This is a genomic window from Arcobacter sp. CECT 8989 (assembly GCF_004116715.1).
In the GTDB taxonomy this organism is placed as follows: Bacteria; Campylobacterota; Campylobacteria; order Campylobacterales; family Arcobacteraceae; genus Halarcobacter.
This window is the reverse complement of record NZ_PDKE01000008.1, coordinates 113,664-128,894: the sequence shown is the minus strand read 5'-3', so window position 1 is coordinate 128,894 and position 15,231 is coordinate 113,664. Positions and strand designations below refer to the sequence as shown.

General features: G+C 31.0%; 11 protein-coding genes. All 11 read left to right on the top strand.

The annotated features are described in order from the left end of the window. Positions 1 to 166 precede the first annotated feature (166 nt). Positions 167 to 4,315, top strand: coding sequence for a DNA-directed RNA polymerase subunit beta (rpoB, locus tag CRV02_RS09155; RefSeq protein ID WP_129090083.1), 4,149 nt, complete (start codon positions 167 to 169; stop codon positions 4,313 to 4,315). Continuing rightward, on the top strand, positions 4,305 to 8,843 hold the full coding sequence (gene rpoC, locus CRV02_RS09150) for a DNA-directed RNA polymerase subunit beta' (RefSeq protein WP_129090082.1): 4,539 nt from the start codon (positions 4,305 to 4,307) through the stop codon (positions 8,841 to 8,843). Before rpoB ends, rpoC begins: the two co-directional genes overlap by 11 nt. Positions 8,844 to 8,879: 36 nt before the next feature. After that, positions 8,880 to 9,269, top strand: coding sequence for a hypothetical protein (locus CRV02_RS09145; protein ID WP_129090081.1), 390 nt, complete (start codon positions 8,880 to 8,882; stop codon positions 9,267 to 9,269). Between the two features lie 53 nt (positions 9,270 to 9,322). Continuing rightward, positions 9,323 to 10,030 carry an EAL domain-containing protein gene (locus CRV02_RS09140; RefSeq protein WP_129090080.1) on the top strand — a complete coding sequence of 236 codons (708 nt, stop codon included), beginning with the start codon at positions 9,323 to 9,325 and terminating at the stop codon, positions 10,028 to 10,030. A 27-nt stretch (positions 10,031 to 10,057) separates the two neighbouring features. Then, positions 10,058 to 10,342: a YciI family protein gene (locus CRV02_RS09135; RefSeq protein ID WP_129090079.1), complete on the top strand. Its 285-nt coding sequence runs from the start codon at positions 10,058 to 10,060 to the stop codon at positions 10,340 to 10,342. Between the two features lie 158 nt (positions 10,343 to 10,500). Beyond that, on the top strand, positions 10,501 to 11,910 hold the full coding sequence (locus tag CRV02_RS09130) for a DASS family sodium-coupled anion symporter (RefSeq protein ID WP_129090078.1): 1,410 nt from the start codon (positions 10,501 to 10,503) through the stop codon (positions 11,908 to 11,910). A 240-nt stretch (positions 11,911 to 12,150) separates the two neighbouring features. After that, positions 12,151 to 12,879, top strand: coding sequence for a DUF4198 domain-containing protein (locus tag CRV02_RS09125; RefSeq protein ID WP_129090077.1), 729 nt, complete (start codon positions 12,151 to 12,153; stop codon positions 12,877 to 12,879). A 2-nt stretch (positions 12,880 to 12,881) separates the two neighbouring features. Continuing rightward, positions 12,882 to 13,484, top strand: a complete 603-nt coding sequence (gene cbiM, locus CRV02_RS09120; protein WP_129090076.1) for a cobalt transporter CbiM — start codon at positions 12,882 to 12,884, stop codon at positions 13,482 to 13,484. Then, complete coding sequence (locus tag CRV02_RS09115) at positions 13,481 to 13,888, top strand: hypothetical protein (protein ID WP_129090075.1); 408 nt, start codon at positions 13,481 to 13,483, stop codon at positions 13,886 to 13,888. Before cbiM ends, CRV02_RS09115 begins: the two co-directional genes overlap by 4 nt. Further along, complete coding sequence (locus CRV02_RS09110) at positions 13,885 to 14,532, top strand: energy-coupling factor transporter transmembrane protein EcfT (protein ID WP_129090074.1); 648 nt, start codon at positions 13,885 to 13,887, stop codon at positions 14,530 to 14,532. The genes CRV02_RS09115 and CRV02_RS09110 overlap by 4 nt, the downstream gene beginning before the upstream one ends. Beyond that, complete coding sequence (locus tag CRV02_RS09105) at positions 14,529 to 15,182, top strand: energy-coupling factor ABC transporter ATP-binding protein (RefSeq protein ID WP_129090073.1); 654 nt, start codon at positions 14,529 to 14,531, stop codon at positions 15,180 to 15,182. The genes CRV02_RS09110 and CRV02_RS09105 overlap by 4 nt, the downstream gene beginning before the upstream one ends. The last annotated feature ends 49 nt before the right edge of the window (positions 15,183 to 15,231 follow it).

Genomic DNA, 15,231 nt, shown 5'->3' with positions numbered 1-15,231 from the left:
AAAGTAATTTTTTACCTGTATACAAGGCTACTAAAGCCTTGTATAAGATTAGCATCTTTGAAGGTTAAGGTTAGAATTTTAAGGAATTTTAACCCTATCCTTTAAGGATGCTTTTGCGCTTTATACACAAAGCTAAAAGTAAACCACATTTTTAATAAGGTCGACAATGTTAAACTCTTTAAAATCTGGTAATAGACTTAGAGTTGATTTTGCAAAAAATCCTCAACAAATTGAAATTCCAAATTTATTACAATTACAACAAAATAGTTATGAAAACTTCCTAATGATAGGAAAAGATGACAGAGCTGAAGCTGGTGTCGAAAAAGTTTTCAAATCAGTATTCCCAATCCATGATGCACAAAACAGAATAACATTAGAATATATAGGTTCAGATGTAGGTAAACCTAAATATGATGTTAGAGAGTCAATGGTTAGAGGACTTACTTACTCAATACCTTTAAAAATCAATATTAGATTAACTTTATGGGATTTAGACGAAAAGACTGGTGAAAAAATCGGTGTTAAAGATATGAAAGAACAATCTTTATTCATCAGAGAAATTCCACTAATGACAGACAGAACTTCTTTCATCGTAAATGGTGTTGAGAGAGTTGTTGTTAACCAATTACACAGGTCTCCTGGTGTTATCTTTAAAGAAGAAGAATCTAATACTGCTGGAAACAAATTAATTTATACAGGTCAAATTATCCCTGATAGAGGTTCATGGTTATACTTTGAATATGATGCAAAAGATGTATTATATGTAAGAATTAATAAAAGAAGAAAAGTTCCTGTAACAATTCTATTTAGAGCACTTGGTTACTCAAAAGAAGACATTGTTAAATTATTCTACCCAGTATTAAATATCAAAATTAAAAATAATAAATTCTTAACAGAGTTCAATCCTCAAGACTTTACGGGAAGAGTTGAGTTTGATATTAAAGATGACAAAGGTAACTTAGTTATTGCTGCTGGAAAAAGACTTACTGAAAGAAAAGCAAAAGCTTTAGTTGATGGTGGTCTTAAATTAGTTGAGTATCCAGTTGATTTATTAATGGATAGATCAACAGCTAATACAATCTTTGATCCAGAATCAGGAGAAGTATTATTTGATGCTTTAACTACATTAGATGAATTAAAATTAAAAAAATTACTTGACCTTGGTTTTGATAATTTTGATATTGCAAATGATTTAGCTAGTGGTGTTGATGATTCTATTATCAATGCATTTAAAGCAGATGCAGAGTCTTTAAAATTACTAAAACAAACTGAACAAATTGATGATGAAAACGATTTATCAGCAATCAGAATTTATAAAGTAATGAGACCCGGGGAGCCTGTAACTAAAGAAGCTGCGAAAGAGTTCGTTAGAAAACTATTCTTTGATCCAGAAAGATATGACTTAACTAAAGTTGGTAGAATGAAAATGAACCACAAGTTAGGTGTAGATGTTCCTGAATATGTAACAGTATTAACTTATGAAGATATTATTAAAACTGTTCAATACTTAGTAAAAGTAAAAGCTGGTCACGGACATATTGATGATAGAGATCACTTAGGTAACAGAAGAATTAGAGCTATTGGTGAATTATTAGCAAATGAGTTACACTCTGGTCTAATTAAAATGCAAAAAGCTATTAGAGATAAAATGACTACTTTATCTGGTACATTAGAAGATATTATGCCACATGATTTAGTTAACTCTAAAATGATTACTTCAACAATTACTGAGTTCTTTACATCTGGTCAGTTATCACAATTTATGGATCAAACTAACCCATTATCTGAAGTTACTCACAAAAGAAGACTTTCTGCACTTGGTGAAGGTGGTCTTGTTAAAGAGAGAGCTGGATTCGAAGTAAGGGACGTTCACCCAACTCACTATGGTAGAATCTGTCCAGTTGAAACTCCAGAGGGACAAAATATTGGTCTTATCAATACTTTATCTACATTTGCAAAAGTAAATGAGTTAGGATTTATTGAAGCTCCATATAAAAAAGTTGTTGATGGTGTTGTAACAGATGAAATTATCTATGTAACTGCTACTCAAGAAGAGGGAATGATTATTGCTCCAGGTTCAACTAAAGTTGATGACAATGGAAAAATTTCAGAAAACCTTATTGAAGCTAGACAAGATGGTGAAATCCTATTAGTAGAAAGAGCAAAAGTTAATTTAATTGACATCTCTTCTCAAATGGTTATGGGTGTTGCTGCATCTTTAATTCCATTCTTAGAGCACGATGATGCCAACAGAGCCTTAATGGGATCGAATATGATGAGACAAGCTGTTCCATTATTAAGACCAAATGCTCCTGTAGTTGGTACTGGTTTAGAAAAAACAGTAGCAAGAGACTCTTGGGAAGCTATTAAAGCTAGAAGAGCTGGTGTTATTGAAAAAGCAGACTCTAAAAATATTTATATTTCTGGTGAAGACGAAAATGGTGCATTCATTGACCACTATGAAGTAAATAAAAACGTTAGAACAAATAATAATACATCTTTTGGACAAAGAACTGCTATTAAAGCTGGTGATTTTGTAGAAAAAGGTCAAGTTATTGCTGATGGTCCTTCTATGGATAATGGTGAGTTAGCTGTTGGTGTAAACGCAATGGTTGCCTTCATGCCTTGGAATGGATATAACTATGAGGATGCGATTGTTCTTTCTCAAAGATTAATTAAAGAAGATGCATTTACTTCTGTTCATATTTATGAAAAAGATGTAGAGTGTAGAGAGCTTAAACATGGTAACGAAGAGATTACTAGAGATTTACCAGGTGTAAAAGAAGAGTCAATTACTCATCTTGATAACTCAGGTATCGTAAAAGTTGGTACTCATGTTAAACCAGGAATGATTTTAGTTGGTAAAGTTACTCCAAAAGGTGAAATTAAGCCTACTCCTGAAGAAAGACTATTAAGAGCTATCTTTGGTGAAAAAGCAGGACACGTAATTAATAAATCATTATACTGTCCAACTTCAATGGAAGGTGTAGTTGTAGACGTTAAAGTATTCACTAAAAAAGGATATGAAAAAGACGAAAGAGCAGTTGCAGAAATTGAAGCTGAGAAGAGTGAATTAGATATTAAACACCATGATAAATTATTAATGCTTGATAGAGAAGAGATTCTTAAAATTAATGATTTATTATCTAAGTCACCATTAGAAAAAGATTTAGAATTAGACGGTAAAACATACAAAAAAGGTGATAATATCCCTGTTGATGTATTAGCAAGTGTAAATAGATTTGCTATGAAAAAAGTTGTTGCTTCTTATTCTAAAGAGATTGAAACAAAATATAATACTATCAAAGATCACTTCATTAAAGAAAAGTCTACTCTAAGAGAAGACCATGAAGAGAAACTTCAAGTATTAGAACACGATGATATTTTACCAAGTGGTGTAATTAAACAAGTTAAAGTTTATGTAGCTACTAAGAGAAAAATCAAAGTTGGGGATAAAATGGCTGGTAGACACGGTAACAAAGGTATCGTTTCTAACATCGTTCCTCAAGTAGATATGCCATACTTAGAAGATGGAACTACTGTTGACGTTATTCTTAACCCACTAGGGGTACCTTCAAGGATGAATATTGGTCAGATCATGGAAGTTCACTTAGGTTTAGTTGGTAAAAAAATTGGTAACCAAATCCAAGATATCTTCGAAGCCAAAAGAGATGAGTTCGTAAAAGAACTAAGAGAAAAAATGACTGAAATTGCATCAGTTGCTAAGCTTATGAATGGTAAAGAGTTTATGGACTCATTATCTGATGAAGAGCTTATTAAATACGGTCAAGACTGGGCAAAAGGTGTAAGATTTGCAACTCAAGTGTTCGACGGTGTTGAAGTAGAAGAGTTTGAAAAACTATTCGAATTAGCAAAAATGGATACTGATGGTAAGTCTACTCTTTACGATGGTAAGACTGGTGATAAAATGAAAGAAAGAGTAAACGTAGGTTATATGTATATGCTGAAACTTCACCACTTAGTTGATGAAAAAGTTCACGCAAGATCTACTGGACCTTACTCACTTGTTACACAACAACCAGTTGGTGGTAAAGCACTATTTGGTGGACAAAGATTCGGGGAAATGGAAGTTTGGGCTCTTGAAGCATATGGAGCTACAAATGTTCTTAAAGAGATGTTAACGACTAAGTCGGATGACGTTGAGGGTAGAACAAGAGCTTATAGAGCGATTGCAAACGGTGAAAATGTTCCAAGATCAGGTGTTCCTGAAACATTCTTCGTATTAACTAAAGAGCTTAAAGCTTTAGGTTTAGATGTTGATATTTTTGACGAGGTAGAAGATAATGAGCAATAATGAAAAAGTATTAGAACCTATTGAAATAAAAGAATTAGAAAGACCACAAGATTTTTCTGCTTTTCAATTAAGATTAGCTAGTCCAGAAAAAATCCTTTCATGGTCTTCTGGTGAGGTTAAAAAACCAGAAACTATTAACTATAGAACATTAAAGCCTGAGAGAGATGGTCTTTTTTGTGCAAAGATTTTCGGACCTGTAAAGGATTACGAATGTCTTTGTGGTAAATACAAAAAGATGAGATACAAAGGTGTTGTATGTGAAAAATGTGGTGTTGAAGTAACTTCTTCTAAAGTTAGAAGACACAGAATGGGTCACATTGATTTAGTATCTCCAGTTGCTCACATCTGGATGGTATCTTCTTTACCAACAAGAATTGGTACTTTATTAGGTGTTAAATTAAAAGACCTAGAAAGAGTACTATATTATGAAGCATATATTGTATCTGAGTCTGGTGAAGCATACTATGACAATGAAAAGACTAAAAAAGTTAACAAATATGACATCTTAAATGAAGAGCAATATAGAACTATTTCAGATTTATTTGACCACACAGGTTTCGAAGCAAACATGGGTGGAGATGTAATTAGAGATTTATTAGAAAATCTTGATTTAATTGAATTATTAACTCAGTTAAAAGCTGATATGTCAGCTACTAAATCTGAAGCTAAAAGAAAAACTATTGTTAAAAGACTTAAAGTTGTTGAAAACTTTATCAACTCTGGTAATAGACCAGAATGGATGATGTTAACTCAACTTCCAGTTCTTCCACCTGATTTAAGACCATTAGTATCTTTAGATGGTGGTAAATTTGCAGTTTCTGACGTAAATGACCTTTATAGAAGAGTTATTAACAGAAATAACAGACTTAAGAGATTAACAGAACTTGATGCACCTGAAATCATTATCAGAAATGAAAAAAGAATGCTTCAAGAAGCAGTAGATGCATTATTTGATAATGGTAAAACTGCAAATGCAGTTAAGGGTGCTAATAAAAGACCTCTTAAATCTTTATCTGAAATTATCAAAGGTAAGCAAGGTAGATTTAGACAGAACTTACTTGGTAAAAGGGTTGACTTCTCAGGTAGATCTGTAATTGTTGTTGGACCTTCTTTAAATATGGACCAATGTGGTATTCCTAAGAAAATGGCTCTTGAGCTATTTAAACCGCACTTAATGGCTAAATTAGAAGAAAAAGGTTATGCAACTACTTTAAAATCTGCAAAAAGATTAATTGAGTCAGAAGCAAACGAAGTATGGGAATGTTTAAATGAAATCGTTGATGAGTATCCTATTTTATTAAATAGAGCACCAACTCTTCACAAACTTTCTATTCAAGCTTTCCACCCAGTATTAATTGATGGTAAAGCAATTCAGTTACACCCATTAGTATGTTCTGCATTTAATGCCGACTTCGATGGTGACCAAATGGCAGTTCACGTACCATTATCACAAGAAGCTATTGCTGAAGCTAAGATTCTTATGATGTCTTCGATGAACATTCTTTTACCAGCATCTGGTAGAGCTATTGCTGTACCATCACAAGATATGATTCTTGGTATTTACTATCTATCATTAGAAAAAGATGGTGTAAAAGGTGAGCATAAACTATTTACAGATGTAAATGAAGCTAAAATTGCATTAGAAATGGGTCAAGTTGACTTACATGCAAAAATTAGAACTAAAATTAATGATAAAGTTATTCATACAACTATCGGTAGATTAATTGTTCATGAAATTTTACCTGATTTTGTACCAACTGAATTATGGAACAAGATTTTAAAGAAAAAAGATATTGGAGCTTTAGTTGACTATATTTATAAATATGGTGGATATAAAGTAACTCCTAAATTCTTAGATAACCTTAAAAACTTAGGTTTCAGATATGCAACAGATGCAGGTATTTCAGTATCAATTGATGATATTAGAGTTCCTGAAACTAAAGAAGAGCATATTACTAAGTCTAAAAAAGAAGTTATTGAAGTTCAAAAACAGTTTGCACAAGGTTTATTAACTGAGCAAGAAAGATATAATAAGATTATTGATATCTGGACTGAAGTTAATAATAAACTTGGTACAGAGATGATGGATTTAGTACAAACTGATAAAGATGGGTTCAACTCTATTTATATGATGGCCGATTCTGGGGCGAGAGGTTCTGCGGCACAGATTAGACAGTTATCAGGTATGAGGGGTCTTATGGCTAAACCTGATGGTACTATTATTGAAACACCAATTATTTCGAACTTTAAAGAAGGTCTAAACGTACTTGAGTACTTTATTTCTACTCACGGTGCTAGAAAAGGTCTTGCGGATACAGCACTTAAGACAGCGAATGCTGGTTACTTAACAAGAAAGCTGATTGACGTTTCTCAAAATGTTAGAATTACAATTGAAGATTGTGGAACTCACGAAGGTATCGAAATTACTGATATCTCTTCAGGTAATGAATTAATTGAGTCTTTAGAAGAAAGAATTACTGGTAGAGTAATTGCAGAAGATATTATTGACCCAATTTCAAATGAGATTTTATTTGCTGAAGGTTCATTAATTTCTGAAGATGATGCAAAAGTTGTTGCAGAAGCTGAAGTTAAATCTGTAGTTATTAGAACTCCATTAACTTGTAAAGTTGAGCATGGTTTATGTTCTAAATGTTATGGTCTTAACTTAGGTGAGCAAAGAAAAGCTACTCCAGGTGAGGCTGTTGGTGTTGTTGCTGCACAATCTATTGGTGAGCCAGGAACACAGCTTACACTTAGAACTTTCCACGTTGGGGGAACTGCGTCTGCAACTCAAACAGAAAGAGAATTAAGAGCTGATAAAGAAGGTTTCATTAGATACTACAACATCAGAACTTATACAGATAGAAATGGTAAAGAAATTGTTTCAAACAGAAGAAATGCTGGTATCCTTTTAGTTGAGCCTAAAATTAATGCTCCATTCAAAGGTAAAGTAACTGTTGAAACTATTCACGAAGAGACAATTTTAACTATTACTAATGGTAAAGAAGAGAAAAAATACTACCTAAGAAAGAATGACGTTGCTAAGCCAAATGAGCTTGCAGGTGTATCTGGTAAAATCGAAGGTAAGTTATATTTACCATATAAAGATGGGTTTGAAGTTGAAGAAAATGAATCTATCGTTGAGATGATTAAAGATGGATGGAACGTTCCAAACAGAATTCCTTTTGCATCTGAATTAAGAGTTCAAGATGGAGCACCTATTACTTCTACTATTATCTCAGGAGCTAAAGGTATTGTTAAATACTATAAGCTTAAAGGTGATTATTTAGAGAGAAGACATGACATTAAAGCTGGTGAAGCTGTAAATGAAAAAGGTCTATTTGCTGTTATTGTTGATGGTGAAGACAGAGAAGCTTTAAGACACTATATTGCAAGAGGTTCTGTTGTTGAATTAGATGATAACTCAGAAGTAGAAAAAGATTCAGTTATTGCAAACCCTGCAAGTGCAGAGCAAGTAGTAATTGCTGAATGGGATCCATACTCAAACCCTTCTATTGCAGAAGAAAAAGGTAAGATTTCATTCGAGGATGTTATTCCAGGTGTTACAGTTGCTGAACAATTTGACGAATTAACTGGTACATCTAAACTTGTTGTTAATGAGTATATCCCTGCTGGTTATAAACCAACAGTTGTGTTAGCTACTGAAAACAAAGAGTTATTAAGATACTCTTTAGACCCTAAAACTTCATTATTTGTAAGTGAAGGTCAACAAGTTGAAGTTGCAGATATTATTGGTAAAACTCCAAAAGCAACTCAAAAATCGAAAGATATTACTGGAGGTCTTCCAAGAGTATCTGAATTATTTGAAGCAAGAAGACCAAAAGCAATTGCTGTATTAGCATCTTTTGATGGTATTGTTTCATTTGGTAAGCCACTTAGAAATAAACAAAGAATTGTTGTTACTGATGAAAATGGTAACAAAGCAGAGTACTTAGTTGAAAAATCTAAGCAAATTTTAGTACACGAAGGTGAATTTGTTCACGCTGGTGAGGCATTAACTGATGGTCAAGTTTCTCCTCATGATGTATTAAGAATTTTAGGTGAAAAAGCATTACATTACTTTATTGTATCTGAAGTACAACAAGTATATAGATCTCAAGGGGTAAATATTGCTGATAAACATATTGAGGTTATTTTATCTCAAATGTTAAGACAGGTATCTATTTTAGATGGTGGAGACACTAAATTCATCATTGGAGATATGGTATCTAAAAAGAGATTCAAAATTGAAAATGAAAGAATCATCAAGCTTGGTGGTAAACCTGCAATTGCAGAGCCATTATTACTTGGTATTACAAGAGCTGCGGTTACTTCAGATTCTATTATCTCTGCTGCATCGTTCCAAGAAACGACTAAGGTATTAACAGAAGCTGCAATTTCAGCTAAAATGGATATGTTAGAAGACTTAAAAGAGAACGTTGTAATTGGTAGAACAATTCCAGTAGGAACTGGTCTATACAAAGACCAAAAAGTTAAATTCGCTTCAACTGAAGAAGAAGCTGAGTAAAACCAAATAGGGCTTTTGCCCTAATGGTGTATAAAGATGGATATACTTTCACTTTTTTTCATTTTTATTGCTATTGAATTATTTGAAACAAATTGGCAAAAAGCTAACTCTATACATGGAATCTTACTAAATAACTACAAAGTATATAGATACAATATCTTCTTATTTTTCTTATTAAATTTTAGTTTTATTTATTCAATATTTTTAGTAATATATTTACAGAACAACTCATTTTGGATGTTAAGTATTGTGGGTATCAAGTTTTTGGATATTGCATTTAAACTTAATATTATGTCTAAAATTAATGAAAATACAACCCTTGAAGATATTATGCCTAATATTAGAATAGGCTTATTGTTTAGATATGCAAATGTAGTAATCTATCCAATAACATTTCTAATCGCAACAAATTATTTTAATTTATAAAATTGATAATCACTATTAATAAAGATTAAGAATAATATGGATATTATTTATCCATGAATACACAAGAATTTAAATACCTGATAAAAAATGCAAAATATAGAACAAAATATGAACCAATAATTTCAACAACTGATAACTCTATATACGCCTATGAAGCACTTTCAAAGTTTGAAATTAAAGAAGATATTATAAGTACAGAAGAAATTTTTAGAAAATTACATCATAATAATATGCTTTTTTTCGAATTAGAAAGAAGAAATAAAGAGTTACAAGTTGAATGTTTCGATATGGATAAAAAATTATTTTTAAATTTTGATGCTGATATTGTAAATACAATTGTCCAAAAAGAGTATTGGGAAAATTTCTTAAACCTACATAAAAATAGAATTGTTGTTGAGATTACAGAAAATGGAAGTGATGATGAAAAGAGTGCAGATATAATTCGTCAATTTAGTCAATGGCTAAAGAATAAAAATATAGATTCTGCTCTTGATGATTTTGGACAAGATGGTTCAATGTTTTCTTTCTTTTTAATGGGTCAAAGTAAGTATATTAAAATAGACAAATCATTTTTAAGACAAATAGCATCAAATAAAAACTATATATTTTATCTTGAAGGACTTCTTAGAACAATAAATAAAAATGGTCAGAAGTCTATTATTGAAGGTATAGAGACCGAAGAGGATTATCAATTAGCAAAAAAACTAGGGTGTGACTATATGCAAGGATACTATTTTAATAATTTAGTAATCATAAAATGATATACTTTTAAAAAAGAAGGAGTCCAGATGCAATACTTAGTAATAGCATATGATAATGAGGGTGCTTTAGAGAAAAGACTTGAAGTAAGAGATGCACATATTGAAGGTACAAAGAAATTAATGGCTGAGGGTAAAGTGATTAAAGCTGGTGCTTTAATTGAAGAAGATCAAATGGTGGGTTCAACTTTATATGTTGATTTTGAAAATGATGATGAAATCAATGAGTGGCTATCAAATGAACCATATGTACAAAACAATGTTTGGAATATGGAAGAGTTCCAAATCGTTCCTGTAAAACTTTTACCAAATTAATAAAATAGTATAGGAATATATTCCTATGCTCATTTTACAAAACTACTAAATAACTTAAGAAATACCTCTAATTACAACATTAAAATTAAATATAATAAAAGTAAAAACGTGCAATAATTATAAATATATTACATAATTATAATAAGAAGGAGTTAATTATGTTATCTAACAAAATGAAAATGGCTTTACCCATTTTAGTTGCAATCTTTATTGCTATACTTCCAACTCCCGAAGGTCTTACAACAAATGCTCATTACTTTTTCGCAGTATTTATTGGTGTAATTGTAGGTTTAATTTTAGAACCTATTCCAGCAGCAATGATTGGATTAGTAGGTGTTGCATTTAGTGCTACTTTTGGATTAGTAAGTGATAGTGCAAAAGCGAGTAGAGACTGGGCATTAAGTGGTTTCTCAAATGGAGTTATCTGGCTTATCTTTGCTGCATTTATGTTTGCACTTGGTTATAAAAAAAGTGGTCTTGGAAAAAGAATTGCTTTATTATTAGTAAAAAAACTAGGGAAAACTTCTTTAGGTTTAGGTTACGCAGTGGCATTTGCAGATGGAATTTTATCTCCATTTATGCCTTCAAATACTGCTAGAAGTGCAGGTACAATTTTTCCAATTGCAATTAATATTCCTCAGATGTTCAATTCAACACCAGAAAACGAACCTAGAAAATTAGGAGCATATATTTCATGGGTTGCTATTGCAGCTACTTGTGTAACTAGTTCAATGTTCTTAACAGCACTAGCTCCAAACCTTTTAGCAGTTTCTTTAGTTGAAAAAAATGCTGATATAGTTATTACTTGGGGACAATGGTTTTCAACACTAGCAATAGTAATGATTCCACTGTTTTTATTAGTACCATATTTAGCATACCTTATTTATCCACCAGAACAAAAACACTCTCCTGAAGCACCAGCTTGGGCAGCAGAAGAGCTTAAAAAAATGGGTTCAATTACTCAAAAAGAGTTAATCATGCTTGGACTTGGGGTTTTAGCTTTAGTATTATGGATATTTGGTAAACAAATTGGTGTAAATAGTACAGTTGCGGCTATCTCTGTATTATGTTTATTAGTTTTAACAAATGTAATTTCATGGGAAGACGTAATTACAAATAAAGCTGCAATCAATGTATTTATTTGGTTTGCTACTTTAGTTGCAATGGCCGGGGGTCTTAAAAAAGTAGGATATTTAGATTGGGCAGCAGGATTAATCTCTACTTGGCTTGAAGGATTATCTCCTTCAATAGTAGTATTAGTTCTTGTCGTTTTATTCTTCTTATTCCACTATTTATTTGCAAGTGTTACTGCACACGTTGTAGCACTTTTACCTTTATTTATTGGAATTGGTGTAAATCTTATTCCAGCTGATATGGTTCACTCTTTAGCACTATTATTAGTTGGGTCTTTAGGTTTAATGGGAATTTTAACACCATATGCAACAGGACCATCACCTATATGGTATGGAGCTGGGTATATATCTCAGGCAAAATGGTGGATGTTAGGAGCAATCTTTGGAGCTATTTATTTAGCGGGACTTGTTCTTTTAGCACTATTTATTATATAAAGAAGTAGCACTTTTTAAGTGCTACTTTTATAAAATAGACTTTATGACACCCTTTCAGAAATTTAATAAATGGTTTGATGAAAACTCAAATAAGATTCTTTGGATTGTTTTAGGATTGCAAGCTTTAATTGTAGCAATTGCAAGTTATAATAATTAGTTCATAAAGTACATAAGAATCTCTAAAATTTATTCTTCTATAACTGCCTTATAAATATAATTTCTAAAAATGAAAGGCATATCTTGAAAAAACTTATTTCAACTTTAGCAATCGCTGCAGCTACAATTGCAAATGCACACTTTTTGACATTTTTACCATCAACAGACAATGTTAACTCTAAGAAAGAATCAAATATAAAGTTTGATGCCATGTTTATACATCCTTTTGAGCAAACTGGTATGACGATGGAAAAACCTTTTGGGATTTATCTAGGAAATAAAAAAGAGGAACTACCTTTAAGTGAAACTACAAAGTTTGAGCACAAAGCTTGGGAGACTTCATATAAGATAAAAAGACCTGGTGTTTATCAGTTCTTTGTTCAACCAGAACCATATTTTGAGCCTGATGAAGGGAAATATATTTCTCATGTACCAAAGTCAATTATTTCAGCATATGGAATGGAAGATGGTTGGGACGAGCCACTTGGATTAAAATATGAGATTATTCCAACAACAAAGCCATTTGCTTTATATGCAGGAAATATCTTTTCAGGAAAAGTTTTACACAATGGTAAACCTGCAAGTAATGTAGAAGTAGAAGTTGAACTTTATAATGAGTTTGGATTAAAAGCACCAAGTGATACTCATATTACTCAAGTTGTTAAAACAGATGAAAATGGTAACTTCTCTTTTGCTATGAACCATAAAGGTTGGTGGGGATTTGCTGCACTTATAGAAGAGGGTGAAAAAGAGTATAAAGGAAAAATGTATCCTATTGAAAATGGTGCATTAATTTGGATTAAGGCTTACTAAAAATGCATATCTCTGATGGAATTTTGACAAGTGAAGTAGCTATTGGAACAGCTGTAATAACAGTTGGTCTTTTAGCCTTATCTTTTAAGGATTTAAAAAACAAAAATATAGCTATAGTTTCAGCTATGTCTGCACTATTTTTTATAGCTTCTTTTGTACATATTCCATTAGGTTTTGTCCAAATACATTTAATACTTATTGGAATAATAGGTATTGTTTTAGGAGCTCAAGTATTCCTTGCTATTTTTATAGCACTTCTTTTACAAGCAACACTTTTAGGATATGGTGGAATTAGCTCTTTAGGTGCAAACTTAATTATTATGTCCTTACCTGCATACCTAATATATTTAGCATCAAAAATGCAATTGTTAAATATATTTCCAGAAAAACTAAAATATTTTATGATAGGATTCTTAGCAGTTTTACTATCTACTTTATTATTAGCTTTAATATTGGCTTTATCAAAAGAAGAGTATTTATACGCATCTTACACAGTATTTTTAGCAAATGTTCCAGCTATGTTTATAGAAGGTTTAGTAACGCTATTTTTAATAAACTATTTAAAAAAATCAATTCCTGATTTGTTAGACGAGGCAAAAGTTTGAGAATAGCTCTCTTTTTATGTTTTTTATCATTAAGTTTGTTCGCCCATAAGCTAAACCTATTTTTAGATTATGAAGAAGACAAACTTTATATATACTCTTATTTTAACTCTGGTAGTCCATGTAAAAACTGTAAGTTAGAGCTTTTTGATTCAAAACAGATATTACTAAAAACTTTAAAAACTAACGAAAAGGGTGAATACTTTTTGAAAGATTATGAAAACGTAACTTATGTAAAAGTTGAAGGTATAGGTGGACACTCTACTAAAGGGAAAATAGCTAATGCCTTAACAGAAGCAAAAGATAAAAAAGCCAAGGTAAAAAGTGAAAACTCACTTTTGTCATCTATTATTGCAATTGCTTTAATAATCTTAATTTTTATAGGTTTAAAAAGAATTAAAAGATGATAAGTCTTTCTCCTACTGCTAGTTTTGTAGCTGCAATTTTTTATTCGATTTTTATTAGTTTTTCAAATGTTGAAATTCTTTATTTCCTTCCTTTAGCTTATGTTTTATTTTGTGAATATAAAAACTTTTTTCAAATATTAAAAAGAGTTGTTTTACTTAATATTTTTATTGTGATGATTTTTATAGTTTTACTTTTACAAACTTCTTTAGAAGAAGCCTTAAATATCTACTTACGAACAAATATGATTATAGCTTTTAATATTGCATTATTCTTTCGTTCTAGTGGTTATGATATTGTAAGAGCTTTAAATGATTTGAGATTTCCAAAAAGAGTTGTTAGTTCAATATACTTTACTCTAAAAATGATACAAGTTTTAAGTGATGAATTAAAAACAATAAGACAGACTTTAAAGGCTAGAGGTTTTAAAGCTAACTCTTCACTTTTTGCATACGAAACTTATGGAAATCTATTTGGACATATTTTTGTTAAATCTATAAGAAAAGCCCAAGCTTTAGAGCAAACTTTTAACCTAAGAGGTTTTCATGGTAGAATATACCTTATAAATACCATTAAAATCTCTTATTATGATTTAATACTAATATTCTTAATCACACTTATTTATATAAAAAGGTTTATTGTATGAGTTGCTCAATAAATGTAAAAAATGTATCCTATGAGATAAATGAAAGAGTACTTTTTCAAGATATTACTTTAAATGTTTCCCATGAAGAAAAAATAGCAATTGTTGGTTCAAATGGAAGTGGTAAGAGCTCTTTTTTAAAAATTGTTGCAGGACTTATAAAACCAAAAGAGGGTGAGGTATTTTTATTCCATGATAAAATGGAAAAACTAAAAGACTTTAGAAAATATAGGTCTGATATTGGATACTTACCTCAAGATGTAAATGACTTTTTTTTATGTCCTACAGTAATTGAAGATGTAATGTTTAATCTAAGAGCAAAGGGGATAAAAAAAGATGAAGCTTATAGCAAAGCTTTTGAGATTTTAAAAGAGTTAGAGATTGAGCATTTAGAAAATAGAACTATTTATGATTTAAGCGGAGGTGAACAAAAAATAGTAGCCCTTGCTAGTATTTTAATTACTAAACCAAAGATTTTATTACTTGATGAACCTACAAATGCTTTAGATGAAGAGGCAGAAAAGAAAATAGTAAATATTTTGAACAGTATAAAAAAATCAATGATAATAGTTTCTCATCATAAATCATTTATTGAAAGTCTAGCTCCTACAATTTATAGATTAAAAGAAAACTCTTTAGAAAAAATCAATTAGCAAATTAATTGCTAAGAATTTTAGATATACTTACGCTAATATATTACAT

Coding starts and splice junctions, on each gene's coding strand:
- rpoB (WP_129090083.1), top strand. CDS start 167: ATGTTAAACTCTTTAAAATCTGGTAATAGACTTAGAGTTGATTTTGCA.
- rpoC (WP_129090082.1), top strand. CDS start 4,305: ATGAGCAATAATGAAAAAGTATTAGAACCTATTGAAATAAAAGAATTA.
- CRV02_RS09145 (WP_129090081.1), top strand. CDS start 8,880: ATGGATATACTTTCACTTTTTTTCATTTTTATTGCTATTGAATTATTT.
- CRV02_RS09140 (WP_129090080.1), top strand. CDS start 9,323: ATGAATACACAAGAATTTAAATACCTGATAAAAAATGCAAAATATAGA.
- CRV02_RS09135 (WP_129090079.1), top strand. CDS start 10,058: ATGCAATACTTAGTAATAGCATATGATAATGAGGGTGCTTTAGAGAAA.
- CRV02_RS09130 (WP_129090078.1), top strand. CDS start 10,501: ATGTTATCTAACAAAATGAAAATGGCTTTACCCATTTTAGTTGCAATC.
- cbiM (WP_129090076.1), top strand. CDS start 12,882: ATGCATATCTCTGATGGAATTTTGACAAGTGAAGTAGCTATTGGAACA.
- CRV02_RS09110 (WP_129090074.1), top strand. CDS start 13,885: ATGATAAGTCTTTCTCCTACTGCTAGTTTTGTAGCTGCAATTTTTTAT.
- CRV02_RS09105 (WP_129090073.1), top strand. CDS start 14,529: ATGAGTTGCTCAATAAATGTAAAAAATGTATCCTATGAGATAAATGAA.